The organism is Pseudomonadota bacterium, from assembly GCA_036141575.1.
Classification (GTDB): domain Bacteria; phylum Pseudomonadota; class Alphaproteobacteria; order UBA2136; family JAPKEQ01; genus JAPKEQ01.
This window is the reverse complement of record JAYZXF010000017.1, coordinates 182,377-198,296: the sequence shown is the minus strand read 5'-3', so window position 1 is coordinate 198,296 and position 15,920 is coordinate 182,377. Positions and strand designations below refer to the sequence as shown.

The following is a 15,920-nucleotide window of genomic DNA, read 5'->3' as shown; positions in this document are numbered from 1 at the left end:
TCACCATGCCCACACCTGCTGAAATTGAACGTAACCGCCGCAACCGTGGCTATGTCACCTCAACCGAGCTTTGCTTGGACAGACGCACCTTCACCCTCTTCATTCAAGGCGGCCCTGCAAGGCCGCGGACGTTTGAATTGAAGAACATGGAGCGGCTAGATTTCAAAGCCGACGCTTCAGGTGGCAACACCCAGCAAGAGCTGAAAGTCACCTTCCGTAAAAACGGCATACGCACCAGCGAAACATACATTCTGGATGATTACGCAACGCTGACGCGCATCTATGAATATATGGCAGGCCTCAGCTATTTCCACAAAGTGGCCGTTCGCCTCAGCGCTGTACGGCGCTAAACTCGATTTTGACACCCCTGCTATTTAAGTGGGGGTGTTTCACTTGAAAAAGGGTCTTTATGCCCCAATACTTTAGTAACGTAAGTCTTCTGCAATCCCGTTAACCTAGGAGGTTCCCATGTTTTGGGCGTTTTATCTACTCTTTGGCGCTGTGACTTTCATCAGCGGCAACATCTATGGAAATAACATGGACCTGAGCTCGCACAACAGAGCGAGCGGTCTTGAAATGTTCCTGATCTGGGGCGCAGGCATCTTTGTTGGATGCATCGGCTTCTGGATGACCCTCTTCGGCTGGCTGACCAGCAAAGCGTTCATGCAGGATGTTGGCACCGTGCTGGCTCTGCCGCTGTTCATGCTCACTCTCTTCATGATCGGCCTTGCCATCACTGAAGAAAAGGCAGCCACTGCCTGATGATTAATACTCGAGAATAACGTCCTTGTTTTGTGCAAGGACGTTTTCTTTTTTCCCTCCATCTTTTTTATGTTGTATTCAATTCTGCCATTGCATATTGAGGGCAAATCTCCTATAGTTTGAAAACCCAACAAGTTGGCTCAAATTCTGGATATAAGAAGGCTTAAAAACACATGTCACAAGGCACAGCTACAGTTCAAACAGTAGATTTCGGTGGAAATGCAAACCAGCCCGTTCCACATAGTTTAGAAGCTGAACAGGCGCTCCTTGGTCTTCTGATGCTTAACAACCGACTCTATGAAGACGTTGAAGGCACAATTAAGCCAGAATATTTTTACATCCCAACACACACAGCTATTTTTGAAGGTATTCAGCAACTTCTGTTTAAAGGCTATGAAGCAAACCCAATCTCTCTGAAAGAAGTGATTAACGACACCAGCATTTTTGGTGGTAAAGATGAGATGGTGAAGCTCCTCACAGGCCTCTTTGAAAACGCAACACGTGCCGATAACGTACAAACGCTTGTCAGCATCATTTACACGTTTTACCTTCAGCGCCAACTCTTGGAGATGACAGGTAAGCTTGAGCAAGACCTTTCTGGCGCACGTACACTGGATGCGACAACAAAACTGATTGAGCGCATTGAAGCGGAGCTCTTTAAGCTCAACGAGAGTGGTTCAACAAAGGAACTTCAAAACCTTCGCGCCCCACTTGTAACAGTTATTGAACAAATTGAAGAAGCCAAGAAACACCAAGGTCAGCTCCTCGGTGTAGATTCAGGTTATAGCAACCTCAACAAACTGCTTGGTGGTTTCCGTAAATCTGATTTGGTGATTCTGGCAGCCCGCCCTTCTATGGGTAAAACAGCCTTTGCCATTAACGTGGCACAAAACGCTGCTGAAGCACTGCGTAACGGTAAAACTGGTGGCGCGGCCGTTGGTGTCTTCTCACTTGAGATGTCAGCCGACCAGCTTGCAGGACGTATGCTTTCAAGTGCTTCAAGCATTGACTCGGGCCAAATGTCTCGCGGTGAAATTAACGACGCTGAACTTGAGCGCCTTGTACAAGCCGCTGGTGAACTCAGTGAGTACCCAATTATTATTGATGATACGCCGGGCCTTTCTGTGAGCCAGTTCCGTAGTAAAGCGCGCCGTATGGCTCGCCAGCACGATATTGGTATGCTGGTGGTCGATTACCTTCAACTGATGACATCTGAAATGCACGCCCATAACCGTGTGCAAGAGATCTCGATGATTTCACAAACCCTTAAAGGTGTAGCACGTGAACTGAACGTTCCTGTGATTGCCCTCTCTCAGCTTTCTCGTAGTGTAGAGAACCGTGAGAACAAGCGTCCGCAGCTTTCTGACCTTCGTGAATCTGGTGCGATTGAGCAGGATGCCGATGTGATTATGTTCCTATACCGTGAGGAGTACTACCTGACGAAGCTGATGGGTGCAGATGAAAACTCTGAGGAAAACGTAAAGCTCAAAGAGCGCCTTGATAAAGTACGTGGTCTAACAGAACTACTTATCAGTAAAAACCGTAAAGGTTCAACAAAGACACTGACATTCACATTCGACGGTCCAACAACGACCTTCCACGAATTCAGTGGCGAAACTGGCTACCCAGACGGCGTAGACGCTTAGGGATATTCCCGTCTGTCCTTGACAAACGCCCCTCATGTATACATATTAGGTGTATATCTCACCTCTTGTCCCTATTCTCATGGAGTTACACATGTCCCTTATCCCTCGGGAAAAGCGGCTTCCGTACGATATCTTTGAAGAATGTGCCACCGAAGAAGAAGTCATTGAAGCGCTGCGCGCGCATATGGAAGATGGCTGGTGGTTCTTTAAAAATGATGTCACGGATGAGCAAGTCAAAGCCCGCTATTATCAATTGAAAAGGCAGGCTAAAAAATATTTCATTGCCTCATACGATGATTTGGTTGCAACACTCAGAAAAAGAGACCCTAGGCGGCTTTCCGAGTTTGATCATTTCATTGCTGGCCGGTTCAATGTGCCATTCTACATGGTGCAAGAATTCTTTAACGGCGACCCTGAATATGCGGCTAAGCTGAGAGCCCTACTGTGGAAGATTAACACCACGCGGCGCAAACATCACTTGCCTCCTATTGACTATATTCTGGAAATGCACCCAGATAGTCCAGGCACTGTCCGTATTCGGGTTTACCCCGATTAAACGATTTAACAAACCCTCGCATTGATGCGGGGGTTTGTTTTGCTTGCTCCCCCACCTTTCCTGTGTTTTTATGCCAAAACATCAAATACACCTTCCCTTTTTACGGAGCCTCATATGACTCTTCTTCTCTTCGTTCCAATGGCGATTTCATTTATCTTCTTCAGGTTCATTTACAAAACCGAAAAAGATCTCACCGAAGTAAAGCCTTTTATTGCACTCATCTTGCTTACCTCTCTGGCAAGCGGTGGGCATTTCCTCTTAAGCCTCACAGGCATAGTGCTACCAGGCCTCATTTACCTCTTGATTCCATGGGGATTTATTACTGGTGGATACCTTGGAAATATGATGATCAAAAGCTAACCGAAAAAGCCCTTCCAGTAATGCGGAAGGGCTTTTGTTTTAGAGCTGTTCATTTTTTATATTTTCCCTCTTGCATAACCGCAGAAACCCTACTATATAGGGCGAATCGACTTATCTTTTAGCGTTTCTGTAGAAGGACTAAACTCATGATTACCATTCATGATGCGCTGAACCAAAACTTCAATCCAAGGGATGAATATGCTCTTCAAATTATGAAGAACCCAGAAGCTGAAAAAGCCATGGGCGGCTACAAGATTATCTTCCCTAAGCTGGAAGAGTTTTCTCTACAAAATTTTGCAAGCAAAGAAGACGCTCTTGCTGCCTACACCACAATTCTTGCCCAAGGCAATCGTGGCCTCATCAGTCGCAAGCCTGCACCCATCACACCTGAGCAAGCTGCCTTTGCCTTTGATTACTTCATTGGCATTGTATGCGGACGCATCACCAAACTGCAGCAATGGCTGGCCACACTCTATCAATATGAGGATACGCCTTCAGGGCATCTCATTCGTATCACCCTCACCCATACAAGTTTTCCGCATATGCCCATGTGGATGCTTAAAGAATGCGAATCCAGATTACCTTTCCTGAGGCCTGTTCTGGAAGATTGCCTCAATAGCATCAACCAACGCCGCGTAATCAAAGGCCTTGGGCCTATGGAGCTTCAAGCCAAGTATGTAGAAAAGGTAAAGTCTGCCAGCTACATCTTTATGCCAGAGAAATCTGAAGGCACATAAAACGAAAAGAACCCCCGCTATATCAGCGGGGGTTTCCTTTTTAGTTCGATATGTTGAGTCATGATCCTTTACGCGCATTTCTGACAATCATGCCATTGGGGCGCGGCGCCATTGCCAGTTGATGAATCAGCTTGTCTGCTAATTCTTGCTCAATTGTTGCAATGTAAAGTTCGTCTTGTTTTGTCAAAACTTCAAGCATACTCATCCGATCTCCCGGGTAGCATGAAATATCAACAGAAACAATATCATCCTGAATAGAAAAGACAGCCGAATCTTGGCCGTGTGCACATTCAGAAAGAATCACAAGTTTACCACCAGAACAATGGAATTTTGTGACGAACAGTAGGGCAACCTCTCCCTTCAGAGGATCAATGAGGTCCTTCAGTATTGCTTGAGTACACATGGGTGCCTCCTGCGTTGAACGGTCCTTTTAAGATGGGTGTATAATTAGAAGATATACCCAATTGCATACAAAAACAAGTCCTCATATAAAAAAAGCCCCCTACCCAAAGGTAGAGAGCTTCATCGTTTAGCGTTCGTCAATCTCGAACATGAAATGGTTCACATCTGCTACTGTTCTGAGCGCCAGAGCAAAGGTTGCGCCGACATAAGCATCCATATAGAAGGAAATAGCGCCGCCATCATGGTCAAACACTTCAACAGCAATCTTGCCAAAGCTCGTGCCATAAATGCTGACTTTACTGATCTTCTCAGCAGAGATGCTAACTTTAGCCTGTCCACCAGAATCAGCTGTAATTGTAAACTCTATCCCTTGGGGACCAAGCCCGTATTCAGCCGCATGATAAGTGCGATTCAAGCCAACCATTGCAACAGGAACAGAGCGTGAATCAGTGACAGCCTGTTTGTGCGCATAGCGTTCATGCAAGTCCTCTTGCATTTGCTGCGCAACATCTTCAGGCACACGCAAAATCATCCAGCTTTCACCATAGAATTTGACTTCAAACAGCATCATTCTTTTGGTAGCGTAGGTTTTGCGGTTCAAGTAAGGCGCACCCAGAAAGTCATACAGCTCAACGCCGATGTCCATATTGATAATCAGGTCATCTGCTCCCTCCATAGAGAACAGGCGAAGGACCAATATGTTACCTTCCAGAGAAAAGGCTTCAATTTCAGCAAAATCAATCCGGCCTTTCAGGCTGTTTATCAGTTCTGTTGCAGGGGCAAAGACAGGGTATTTTGGCATTCTTATGCCTCCATCAAAAAACGGGAAGATAAATTTTGAGTGCGGCTATAGTATACAAAGATGCTGACAAAAGCAAGAGCCCCCTTTCGGGAGCTCTTTAAAATCTTCGATTATGCGCAGCGTTGTTCCCAGCGGGGCGTCACGTTACACACTTCCTTCAGGAAACCCTGAATACGCTTGAACAGCATTTTTGCCATCTTCAAGGAAAGCTCAAAGACAAGCTCAGTGCCATCACTCAGGAACAGCTCCACACGGCCGCGATCACCATCCATCATATGGGCGTTTTTCGGTAGCGGGCTGAACACGGTGAACGTTCTGATATCTGCCATCGACAGATTCATATATTCATCGTGAGAATTGTGATTTTGAGCGTATTTCAAGTCAAGCTCACGGCCATCTACATTAAAGTAGCGAAGAATATAGGAGACCATGGGAACATCCACTTTAGGTTAAGAAACAGGACGGGCTCAGATATTTAAGTGCCTCTATTATGTAGGGATTACAGGGTGGTGCGTCAAGGGTATTTTTGATAAGATTAGAAACGATTTTAGAGCTCTGCGCCTATGTTCCTGTATGGTAAGCGAAAATTTAATTTTTGTGAGAACCGAAGCGGAACATACTGAACGTATTTGAGCATCGGAAGCACAACAAAAATAAATTTGCAGCAGCATACAGGAGCATAGAATGGCTAAAGTTAAGACCCAATATTCTTGCAATAAATGTGGAACAACGTTTCCACGCTGGCAAGGTAAGTGTGATAGCTGCGGCGAGTGGAACACAATTGTAGAAGATATAGGCGCTGCGAACGCGTCCCCTCTTCTGCCGAAAAAGAACACCGCTAAAGCTGCGCCTATTACATTTCTACATGGGGAACACAAACCTGTGCCTCGTACCCTAACAGGTATGAGCGAATTTGACCGCGTACTTGGCGGCGGTTTTGTTCCAGGTAGTGCCATTCTTATTGGTGGTGATCCTGGTATTGGTAAATCAACGCTTCTTCTACAAACGGCAGCTCACTTTGCAAAAGCCAACAAAGTCCTTTACGTATGCGGTGAGGAATCAACCAGCCAAGTGCAGATGCGTGCAAAACGCCTTGGCGTTGAAAAGGCTGAAGTTGAGCTTTGCCCGATTGCACAGCTTGAAATGGTACTTGCGACCATTAAGCATAACCAGCCTGATATTGTGATTATTGACTCGATCCAAACCATGTTTGCAGAAAGCGCAGATAGCGCACCGGGTACAGTCAGTCAACTTCGTTTGTGTGCTCACGCATTAATTCAAGTAGCAAAGGCTTCTGGCATTGGCCTCATCTTTGTGGGTCACGTCACCAAAGACGGTACCATTGCCGGCCCACGTGTGATTGAACACATGGTTGACGGTGTGCTTTATTTTGAAGGTGACCGCGGCCACAGTTTCCGCCTACTGCGTGCCTTTAAAAACCGTTTTGGTGCTACAAACGAGATTGGCGTATTTGATATGCGCGATACTGGCCTGACTGAAGTGACAAACCCTTCTGCCCTCTTCCTTGAAGGGCGCCCTGAAGGCGCAAGCGGCAGTGTGGTTCTACCTGCCCTCAACGGTACACGTCCACTGCTTGTAGAAGTACAAGCGCTTGTAAGCAAAAGCCAACTCTCTCAGCCGCGTCGTACAACGCTTGGGCTAGACACCAACCGTGTTTCAATGGTTGCTGCTGTACTCGATAAACACGCAGGTACCCCGTTTGGTGAGCATGACGTATTTGTAAACATTGTCGGTGGCCTTAAGATTAATGAACCTGCAGCTGACCTTGCCATTGCCACAGCCCTCATGAGTAGCCTGACCAATACAGCGCTTCCACATGACATGGCTGTATTTGGTGAACTTGGCCTAAGTGGTGAAATTCGTAATGTAACAAGCTCTAACGACCGCGCTGCCGAAGCGACAAAGCTTGGCTATGGCTCTCTGCTTTGCCCGCCATCAGATGGCATGAAAGGCAAGACAGAGTCTATCAAACACATTAGCGACCTACTTGGAGTCCTGCGTGGCTGATCTGCTCTTTGTTCTCTTTATGCTTATTACAGGCCTTACGGGCTATCGTTGTGGGCTATTTAGAGACCTCGCACAGTTTGTAATTTGGTTGCCCCTGTTTGTAAGCAGTGTTTACTTACTCTTCCACGATGCGACGGCTACTGAAGCTGTTTTCATGCGCCAAGGTTCAAGGCTATTTCTCAGTATGGTCGGTATTACCTTCTTTAGCTCCCTTATGGCGCACCTGTTGGATATCACCATCTTTAGAGAGTTCTTTGCTCGTAGACGCCCGAACACCCTCAGCAAGCGCCTTGGCTTTTTTACAGGTGCAGCTCGTGTTTACGTTATGGTGCTTGGGGCCATGCTGGCTCACTTCACCTTTACAGATGAAGACATTCCTTACTGGCTCACAGATAGCTCAGTATTTCTAAAAACCGCCTATAACAATGCAGTTGATATTGAAGAGTACCTCATGAAGAAGGATGTGATTAATAAAACAATTATTCTTTATGATCCAAAACTTGAAGAAGAAAAGATGATGAAAGAGCGCTATGACAAGCTCATGCAAGGAATGCTGTAGCACATGAACTTAACAACAGAAGCCATTGTATTTATTCTAATTTGGATCATTTGGTGCTCTCTTCCGTTTATCACTCCACGTGCCCTAAACCTGCTACCAAAACTTAAAGCAGACACGCTCTTTTGGCGTATGGCAGAATGGCACATTCGCTTCCCTGCCCTTATTGCTATTGGCTACGTGATGGATACCCTCTACAGCAACCGCCCACATGAAAGTTATTCAGCACCTGAGTTCTACGCCATCCTTTATACATCTTCGCTAGTCTTTAGCGTTCCTGCGATTATTTACTATCTCGCACGCCATAAAAAACTAAGTCTATAAATAGAATAAAGCCCCACAAGGGGGCTTTGGTTTAATCGCTTATAAGCGCTGAAAGTTTTCCTTTCAATGCAAAGGCACGTTGAAGAAGTTCTGTAATAGCCTTGCGGTCAGCAGGGTACGTTGAGTAAAACGCCGCATCAATTGCAAGGTCATGCAAAGCCTCTGTCTCAGCCTCAGCTGTCTTGAGCTTGAAATGGGACACCGTCCCCTCACTCAAGGTTTCTAGCCGGTCCATCTCTTGCACCATCAACTGAATGCGATGATCAAGAGCCATGACGGCTAGCTTTTCTTTTTTGAGCATAAGCTCCTCCATAAAACGGAACACAAAATTTAAGTTGGCATTGGTATAACGCTCACGTCCTGAGATTACAACCCTTAACATAAAAGAAACAGCCCCGAAGGGCTGCTTTCACATTCGTTTACATCTCAATCTTAAAACCATGCATCGTGCAGAAGGCTTCATAAGATTTTTTGATCGTGCGGTAACGCACGCTGAGAGCTTCCACAGAACCTTGCGCAAATTCAATGGCGTCTTCATCCGTGAGTGACGGCAGAACCTCTTCACGCATATAGCGGATGCAATCTTGTGCCACAGCCAGAGAGCTCAGCATGCCTTCCTTGATGGTCGCAAGCATATTCAGCTTTTGTTTGTCATCTGCGGGGCCTTGCTCAAGCTCCGTATCAGAAAACTCATAGCCGACCAAATTTTCAGCTTGGTCAATCAACGCTTCAACGCGCGGAACTTCCAGAAGCAGAGCTTCCATATCACCGCGTTGACGGCCATCTTCATCCAGCATATTGCTTGGGTGCTTTCGTGCCATAACAGGGCTCCTTTAAAAAACGGGAAAATCAGTAGAATTTCTATTAGAATAACATTGCATACAGGCTCAAGCAATAAAGAAATAGCCCCCCTTTCGGGAGCTATCTCAGTGAATCGATCAGATCTCTTCGGGCTGAACATCATTTTGGCGACAGAACTTTTCAAGTTCCGTATCCAGCACCAGAAGGTTGCCACGCATCTTCAGAAGCGCTTCTTTGACGTAGCCCAGAGCGCGACGGTCTGTAACAGCCGGCAAGACTTTGTCAATCAGCCAGTCCGCACAGGATTCAGCAACCGCCAGCTTGCTCGCCATGACAGCAGCCAAGTTTTTGGGGTTCACCGCGGGGTCACCCTCTTTTTGAGGGTAGCAGCGCTTTTTCTGCTCCTCCACGTTGTCCACGAGACCTTCAAGGCGTGCAACTTCGGCAGCAACAGCAGCCAGTTGGTTGGTCGGCGCATTGCCATCTTCGTCCAGCATGGTGGAAGGGAATTTTGGGGCCATAAGAGCTCCTCCTTAAAACAGTAAGTAAAATCAGTTAACCTAATTGGTATGGGGCATAAAAAAGCCCCTCGCAAGGGGCCTTTTGTAAAATTATGGATTAAGCAAGCCTGCTACCGAGTGGAAGGTCACCCTTCTCTACTCCTGCAAGAACTACATGGCCGTCTGCGTCGTAAAAGCCAGTAATCAAAACTTCCGACATGAAATCAGCAATTTGACGTGGGGCAAAGTTTGTCACGCACACCACATGTCGGTCCATAAGCTCGTCCTTTGTGTAATGGTGGGTAATTTGGGCGCTGGATTTTTTAATGCCAATCTCATCACCAAAGTCCACCCACACTTTGTAAGCAGGGTTACGGGCTTTAGGAAAATCTTGTACATCCACCACCTTACCAAGGCGGAGTTCAACTTTCATAAAATCATCAAATGAGATGGTCATGCATATGCTCCTCTATGAAATGTCTGGTCAAAGAAATCTACTGAAGGCATTTCCTTCGCCCCCACCTTTTTATTAAGATGTGAAACAACCTTACCTAGATACCTTTTAGGTAAAGCTTTGTGAGCTACCTTTTGCAACTCAATAGAAGCCTCAACCATATAACACAAACAATAATCTATATCTTGCTCAATCCTTGCCTCAAAATCTTGAGTTTCAGCAATCTTATCGCCTGCTAATAGCATTTTATAATATTCGCATAAGCCAGATTCAGATTGTACTGCTTGTTGCACAAGAGAATTTCTGTGTTTAACCTTGTAAGCAATGCTATTAAAAATTTCATTGGCTTGTGAAATATATTCAATTGGCTTAGTAGAAATATCTGCATATCGAGCTAAAGATGAGACTGGAATATCAACTACTGTCACAATTTCCTGCAAAAATTTTGATAAATTGCCGTACTTTAAACCAATTGATAAAATTTCTCTCTCATCTACAGGCTGCTTTAAGCTTCTAAACTCTTTCTTAAAAGACCTAAGATCTGATCTAAAAGAAGAAAGTCCGTCTCTCTTCAAACGTATCAATGTATCAATATGCCCAGACAAAAGAGTTGCTGCCATATTCGTATCTTGGAGCAAAGTTTTATAATCTTTATTTTTCTCTACTTGAAAAATAATCAGTGCTGCACCAAGAGCACCAAAAGCTGCACCTGCAGCAGCGATCATAAAATCTGAATTAATGAAACTAATGAACCAGCCCATTGAAATAGAATCACAAAGAGCAAAAAAAGCTTCACATACTTTAGTCATAGTCACTTACTCTTAGTGTGATCTTGCAGCTTTATGCTTATACGGGTTTTCACCATTACCACGGAAGATCAGTTTAAATGGTACACTTCCAAGATCCAGCTCTTGGCGCATCACGTTTTTCAGGTAGCGCTCGTAGCTTGCTGGCATAAGGTCTGGGCGGTTCATCCACACAACAAAGGTTGCTGGGTCAATGGCCACTTGGCTCATGAACTTAATTTTTAGCATTTTGTTTTTACGCAGTGGCGGTGGGTTTGTGTTCAGCGCAAGCTCAAGCACACGGTTAATTTTAGCCGTACCCATACGCTTTTTACCAATTTCCGCAGCTTTAAGAACGCGTGGAATAATCTTCTCTACGTTTTTACCTTTAAGGGCAGATACTGTGAGGAATGGAAGTTCCTTCACTTGGTGGAAGCCGTAGTATAGGTCTTCCATAAGGTCAAACTTAAGCTTCTCACGCTCATCACCTGAGATAAGGTCCCACTTGTTAATCACAACAACCAGTGGGCGGCCATCGTTTGTGGCTTTTTCTGCAATCTGGATATCCTGCTTTTCGAGCGGTTGCTGCGCGTCAATCATCAGTACAACAACGTCAGCCTTACCAATGGTTACAAGAGCGTCTGCTGCACTCTTCTGCTCAAGCTCTTCTGTAATCTTTGCTTTTTTGCGAAGTCCCGGTGTATCAACAAGCTCAATAATACGACCGCCCTCAACTTCATACAGTGTCCCTACACTCTCACGTGTTAGACCAGCAATATCACCTGCGAGCATGCGCTCTTCACCAAGGATGGTGTTAATGAGAGTTGATTTACCAGCGTTTGGACGACCAACAATCGCAAGTTTAAGTGAGGACACATCATTCGGACCACGTTTATCTGCGCCCATAGCGTCTTGTAGCTCGTCCTCTTCTGGAGTCACTTCAATAACAGGTGCTTCTGATGGTTTGTAGTGCTTTTCTACAAACTCAGCAATATCATCAAAACCAATCGCGTGCTCAGCAGCAAGCATAACAGGTTCGCCAAAACCAAGGCTCCACGCTTCCATTGCGTTATCGTGTGCATCACGTGTATCTGCTTTGTTGACAAGTAGAAGCACAGGCTTCTTCAGTTTACGGAGGAGTCCTGCAACGTACTCATCCTCAGCTGTCACCCCTTCTCGTCCATCAATGAGGAAAAGGATCACATCTGCGCTTCCAGCGGCTTTTTCTGCAATCTTGTTCATATCACCAGCAAGGCCAGTAGCACGACCTTCAAGACCCGCTGTATCAACAACAGTACAAGGTAGACCTGCAATCATGCACGGCCCTTCACGGCTATCACGCGTTACACCTGGTACAGGCGCAACCATGGCACGCACACGGCGTGTCAGCTTGTTAAATAGTGTTGATTTTCCGACATTCGGACGGCCAGCAAGGGCAATTGTAAACATGGGTCTTCTCTTTAAATTGTTTAGCAGTGTATACATACAGGAATATGGGCGTTTGGGCAAGTGGAAACAACTAAGATGTTTGCCTGTACAAGTGGGAGCAACGCGACCCAAAACCTTAAGAGGTTTTGGCGGTACAAAAGCATTTATTTTAGGGCTGCGTGCAGAACTAAAATTCAAAAGAACTTTTGTACCAAGACAATAGTTTGCGGAGAATTTAAAAACCGCCAACATGGTGGCGGTTTTTAAAAGCTCAGAGCAAGCCTTACTTGTAAGCAATAATCTCCGCATCATCGCTCATAAAGTAGAGCGTGCCGTTTGCGGCAATTGGCGCAAGGCTAATCTGATCTTTCAGGTTAGAGATGCGCGAAGGCTTACCACTCTTCGGATCAACCGAAACAGCGTAACCGTTGTTAGATACAACAATCAGGCGACCACCAGCAAATAGAGGGCCACTCCAGAAGTTTACGTCATCACGTGCATCTTCAGGCACAAGGCTTGTTAGCTCACGTACCCAGCGTACACGACCGTCAATGCGGTGTACGTTTACGAGTTTGTTATCAGATGTCACGATGAAGATTGCGTTACCAGCAACCCATGGCATTTGAACAGCGCTCAAACGACGCTCCCAGAAACGTCGACCTGTTTTGAGGTCAAATACACTGAGCCAACCGTTGTTGTTCACCACGTGTACCATGCCGCTTGCAATCACAGGCGTACCTTCAATGTCTACCAAGTTTGCAAGTGGATCAAAGCTGTTATCTGATGACAATGCATTATGCCATAGGTAACGACCATTACTTGCGTTTAGGGCGTAAATTTCACCACTTGAGTAAGGGACAATCGCCACCTGCTCATCTACAGCAGGAGGCGCACCACCCATAAGAGCAAGAGCTTCTTCCAGGCCTGAGTGCAGCCACGCTGTTTGACCAGTTTTCTTATCAAGTGCGAACAGGCGGTTGTTGTGGCTTACCACGTAAAGGTGTTCACCCTGAATAGCCGGTGATGCACGTAGTGGCATACCTAGGTTTTCTTTCCAAACTTTATCACCAGTCTTCGCGTTCAGTGCAAACACTTCACCGCTACCTGTTGTTACATATACAGTTTGGCCATCAACTGCGAGACCACCGCTAAAGCTTTCAAGCTCGCGCTCGTCAATCTTAAGTTTTTCTCTCCACAGACGGTCACCCGTTTTCGCGTCTAAAGCAACCACTTCACCACAGCTGTTCATTGCGTAAACGCTGTCCGCGTAAACAACTGGTGGGTTCAGGATAAGACCTGTTTTCGCCATGCCGCAACCAATGCGCTCACGCCATGCTTCGTCTACGTTTTTTGGTAGAGCTACATGTGTTGGACGGTGGTGAGAAAAACCACCAACCTGTGCCCAAGTCTTCAGAGGAATTTCCTCAGGAAGAAGAAGTGGCACATCGTAGAGGTCTGTATCAGGAACCAACTGGCTACTGCTTACAAGAACGTCAATACGCTCACCTTTAAGTGGCGGCTTTTTATCGCCTCCACATGCGCTGAGAGCAAGCACACAAAGGCTTAGCGCAAATGATTTTTTAAGATTCAACATGGGATTATAGTCCTGCTTCTTCACGTAGAATTGTGATCTGTGTTGTTGCACGCTGGAAGGCGTTTGGAGACACTTGATCGTCACCGCTGTTTACGATGGCTTGGTAGTAGTCAAACGCTTCAGCAGTGTTGCCTTGAGAAAGGGCGATATCAGCAAGAGCTTCTAGTGAGCTAATGCGGTATGTGCCCCCTACTGCGCTCAGCTCAACAAAGAGAGCTTGTGCAGCTGGAATGTTTGTGTAACGTGTTGCTGTGGCTTCGTAGAATTTTGCAAGTTCTTTAAACTCAGCCGGCATTTTGCGAGACTGCATATCAGAGAAGATACCAGCCGCTTTTTCGTATTCACCATTGTTCATAGCTTCACCACCAAGCTTAAAGCCTGCAAGCATTCCAAAACCACTAGCAGATGTTTCTTCTAGGCCTTTAAGAGCGTCCGTGTTGAGCTCTGTGCCAGCAACGCTCTGCCAGTATGTTTTTGCTTCAGTGTGCAGTTGCACTTCAGTGTAGTTAGAGTAACCCTTGTAACCAACAACACTTGCGAACATAAGGCCGACAGCACCTAGAATGTGAAGCTTGTGCTTCTTCCATAGGTTTTCCATACGCTCAGCGTGTAGATGTTCATCAACTTCACGAAGAAATTCATTTGTCATTGGTATTTGTCCCCTTATTAAATCAAACCGAGTTTGTAGCCTTAAATGAACAGGCTTTTTTCTTAATTTTTAAACGTGTAGAAAGTTTTAACATGATATAGAAGCATGATGCAACTTTATAGGCTGGGTTTGCATAGAAACTGTGCTGTTTGTTTTTATTATAGGCTTGCTTCCAGTCTTTCATTTTTAAAATTATAAATTTTCAAAATAAAATCCAACGCAAGCTATGGTGATTCGCTACGCTCACCCTGCGGGCGGCTATACCTTACGGCATCCCGTCTGCGTCGCTAAAGCTCCTGTCTTGGTTTAAAGCCCTGAGGCTTTTGGCTCCGCTTCGCCACGCACTCTAGTAGGCCAATTTTTAGGTGCTTCATGGTCGCATGCGAGCACGAATAGTGCGAGCCGCAGACCTAAGGGGCTGCGATGCTTGCCCGCAGGGTAATGCTACGCCCGAGCGAGTAGCGAGGCGGGCAAGCTAAATATAAATAAAAGCAGTTAATGGCTAGCATATTCCCAGTAAACAAGGCACCATTGCAACATGTAAAGCTGGTAAAAAAAGTATTAGCCGTGCATTATTTCGGCTGGTAATTCTGCGCAAAGATAAAGATCTCTTTTGAGTCCTTACGGCTCGACTCTGGCTTAAAGAAACGCACAGTTTGGAAATGCTTACGTAACTCATCTCTAAACTGGACTTCTTCTCCACCTTGGAAGAGTTTGCAGTAGAACCAAGCACCCGGACGCATTGTTTTCAGCGCAAAATCAAGCGCCATTTCAGCAAGGCCCATAATTTTCATGTGGTCTTGTCCTGCATGGCCTGATGTTTCTGGTGCAATATCACTCAAAACACCATCCACCCCTTTCGGACACATTGCGAGAAACTCTTCATAAACTTCATCATCTGTGAAGTCACCTTTAAGGAAAGTCATACCTTCCATTGGGTCCACTGGAAGTTTATCTAAAGCATAAACTTGTCCACCTGGAAGAACACGCTGAGCCACGACTTGGCTCCAACTTCCTGGTGCAGCACCAAGGTCAATAATATGCTGACCTGCTTTAAGGAGCTTAAACTTGTCATCTGCCTCAAGCAGTTTAAAAACAGCGCGAGAGCGGTAGCCCTGCTTACGGGCAGCTGTTACAAAGTGGTCGCTTTCTTGACGGTCGAGGTAGCGACGAGATGAAACGCTTACGTTCTTCTTACCAATCCATGCACCGCGTTTGATAGGTTTTTTGATGGTTTTATCCTTTACTCTCTGGCTTTGATTTAGAAAATATAAAATTTTCAAAACCAAATCCACCGTAAATTATTATCTTGGCAAAAAAGATATTGGGCCTTTTGGCCTTGACTACAAGTCCAAAAGAGCTCTTTTTTACCGCTCAAAAGCCCTGAGGCTTTTGGGTCGCTTTGCTCCCACTCCATAAGGCCCATATCATAGCTTTTCAAAAAGCCTATGCGCAGCGAATAGCGGAGCCGCAGGCTTCAGAGACTGCGGCGGCATAAAGCAATTATGCCCAGATTATAAAAGGTGGGCATGCTAA

Annotated in this window: 21 protein-coding genes; 9 read left to right on the top strand and 12 right to left on the bottom strand. The window is 45.8% G+C overall.

All coding sequences use genetic code 11. The features are described from left to right. The first annotated feature begins 5 nt into the window (after positions 1-5). The 6 genes from VX730_08565 to VX730_08540 all read left to right on the top strand — a co-directional run bounded on the left by VX730_08565 (position 6) and on the right by VX730_08540 (position 4,061). Positions 6-350: a hypothetical protein gene (locus VX730_08565; GenBank protein ID MEC9292440.1), complete on the top strand. Its 345-nt coding sequence runs from the start codon at positions 6-8 to the stop codon at positions 348-350. A gap of 118 nt (positions 351-468) precedes the next feature. Beyond that, positions 469-762, top strand: coding sequence for a hypothetical protein (locus tag VX730_08560; GenBank protein MEC9292439.1), 294 nt, complete (start codon positions 469-471; stop codon positions 760-762). 173 nt (positions 763-935) lie between these two features. Continuing rightward, positions 936-2,408 carry a replicative DNA helicase gene (dnaB, locus tag VX730_08555; GenBank protein ID MEC9292438.1) on the top strand — a complete coding sequence of 491 codons (1,473 nt, stop codon included), beginning with the start codon at positions 936-938 and terminating at the stop codon, positions 2,406-2,408. A 91-nt stretch (positions 2,409-2,499) separates the two neighbouring features. Next, positions 2,500-2,964: a hypothetical protein gene (locus VX730_08550; protein MEC9292437.1), complete on the top strand. Its 465-nt coding sequence runs from the start codon at positions 2,500-2,502 to the stop codon at positions 2,962-2,964. Positions 2,965-3,078: 114 nt separating this feature from the next. Further along, positions 3,079-3,324, top strand: a complete 246-nt coding sequence (locus tag VX730_08545) for a hypothetical protein (protein ID MEC9292436.1) — start codon at positions 3,079-3,081, stop codon at positions 3,322-3,324. A 146-nt stretch (positions 3,325-3,470) separates the two neighbouring features. Next, positions 3,471-4,061: a hypothetical protein gene (locus VX730_08540; protein MEC9292435.1), complete on the top strand. Its 591-nt coding sequence runs from the start codon at positions 3,471-3,473 to the stop codon at positions 4,059-4,061. A gap of 58 nt (positions 4,062-4,119) precedes the next feature. On the opposite strand, the gene VX730_08535 is transcribed toward VX730_08540, so the two are convergent. From VX730_08535 to VX730_08525, 3 genes are all read right to left on the bottom strand, one after another. Further along, a complete protein-coding gene (locus VX730_08535) occupies positions 4,120-4,464 on the bottom strand; it encodes a hypothetical protein (GenBank protein ID MEC9292434.1) in 345 nt (114 codons plus the stop codon). A 126-nt stretch (positions 4,465-4,590) separates the two neighbouring features. Then, on the bottom strand, positions 4,591-5,265 hold the full coding sequence (locus tag VX730_08530; GenBank protein ID MEC9292433.1) for a hypothetical protein: 675 nt from the start codon (positions 5,263-5,265) through the stop codon (positions 4,591-4,593). Positions 5,266-5,375: 110 nt separating this feature from the next. Next, positions 5,376-5,696, bottom strand: a complete 321-nt coding sequence (locus tag VX730_08525; protein MEC9292432.1) for a hypothetical protein — start codon at positions 5,694-5,696, stop codon at positions 5,376-5,378. Between the two features lie 253 nt (positions 5,697-5,949). Between VX730_08525 and radA the strand changes: the two genes are divergently transcribed. From radA to VX730_08510, 3 genes are read left to right on the top strand one after another with little or no spacing between them, the layout of a single operon-like run. Next, positions 5,950-7,293 (top strand): DNA repair protein RadA, encoded by a 1,344-nt coding sequence (gene radA / locus VX730_08520; GenBank protein MEC9292431.1) that lies wholly within the window; start codon positions 5,950-5,952, stop codon positions 7,291-7,293. Beyond that, entirely contained in the window at positions 7,286-7,852 is a 567-nt protein-coding gene (locus tag VX730_08515) for a CvpA family protein (protein ID MEC9292430.1), read from the top strand. The genes radA and VX730_08515 overlap by 8 nt, the downstream gene beginning before the upstream one ends. 3 nt (positions 7,853-7,855) lie before the next feature. Then, positions 7,856-8,173 (top strand): DUF2818 family protein, encoded by a 318-nt coding sequence (locus VX730_08510; GenBank protein ID MEC9292429.1) that lies wholly within the window; start codon positions 7,856-7,858, stop codon positions 8,171-8,173. 31 nt (positions 8,174-8,204) lie between these two features. On the opposite strand, the gene VX730_08505 is transcribed toward VX730_08510, so the two are convergent. From VX730_08505 to VX730_08465, 9 genes are all read right to left on the bottom strand, one after another. Beyond that, positions 8,205-8,474, bottom strand: coding sequence for a hypothetical protein (locus VX730_08505; protein MEC9292428.1), 270 nt, complete (start codon positions 8,472-8,474; stop codon positions 8,205-8,207). A 118-nt stretch (positions 8,475-8,592) separates the two neighbouring features. Then, a complete protein-coding gene (locus VX730_08500; GenBank protein ID MEC9292427.1) occupies positions 8,593-8,994 on the bottom strand; it encodes a hypothetical protein in 402 nt (133 codons plus the stop codon). A gap of 117 nt (positions 8,995-9,111) precedes the next feature. After that, positions 9,112-9,495: a hypothetical protein gene (locus tag VX730_08495; GenBank protein ID MEC9292426.1), complete on the bottom strand. Its 384-nt coding sequence runs from the start codon at positions 9,493-9,495 to the stop codon at positions 9,112-9,114. Positions 9,496-9,592: 97 nt separating this feature from the next. After that, a complete protein-coding gene (locus tag VX730_08490) occupies positions 9,593-9,931 on the bottom strand; it encodes a tRNA-binding protein (GenBank protein ID MEC9292425.1) in 339 nt (112 codons plus the stop codon). Continuing rightward, on the bottom strand, positions 9,928-10,737 hold the full coding sequence (locus tag VX730_08485; GenBank protein ID MEC9292424.1) for a hypothetical protein: 810 nt from the start codon (positions 10,735-10,737) through the stop codon (positions 9,928-9,930). The genes VX730_08490 and VX730_08485 overlap by 4 nt, the downstream gene beginning before the upstream one ends. Positions 10,738-10,749: 12 nt before the next feature. Then, the gene (gene der / locus VX730_08480; protein ID MEC9292423.1) at positions 10,750-12,162 is read right to left on the bottom strand and encodes a ribosome biogenesis GTPase Der; all 1,413 of its coding nucleotides are present in this window, start codon (positions 12,160-12,162) and stop codon (positions 10,750-10,752) included. 262 nt (positions 12,163-12,424) lie between these two features. Then, on the bottom strand, positions 12,425-13,735 hold the full coding sequence (locus tag VX730_08475) for a PQQ-binding-like beta-propeller repeat protein (protein MEC9292422.1): 1,311 nt from the start codon (positions 13,733-13,735) through the stop codon (positions 12,425-12,427). A gap of 4 nt (positions 13,736-13,739) precedes the next feature. Next, on the bottom strand, positions 13,740-14,384 hold the full coding sequence (locus VX730_08470; protein ID MEC9292421.1) for a tetratricopeptide repeat protein: 645 nt from the start codon (positions 14,382-14,384) through the stop codon (positions 13,740-13,742). A 572-nt stretch (positions 14,385-14,956) separates the two neighbouring features. Next, positions 14,957-15,667: an RlmE family RNA methyltransferase gene (locus VX730_08465; GenBank protein MEC9292420.1), complete on the bottom strand. Its 711-nt coding sequence runs from the start codon at positions 15,665-15,667 to the stop codon at positions 14,957-14,959. Between the last annotated feature and the right edge of the window lie 253 nt (positions 15,668-15,920).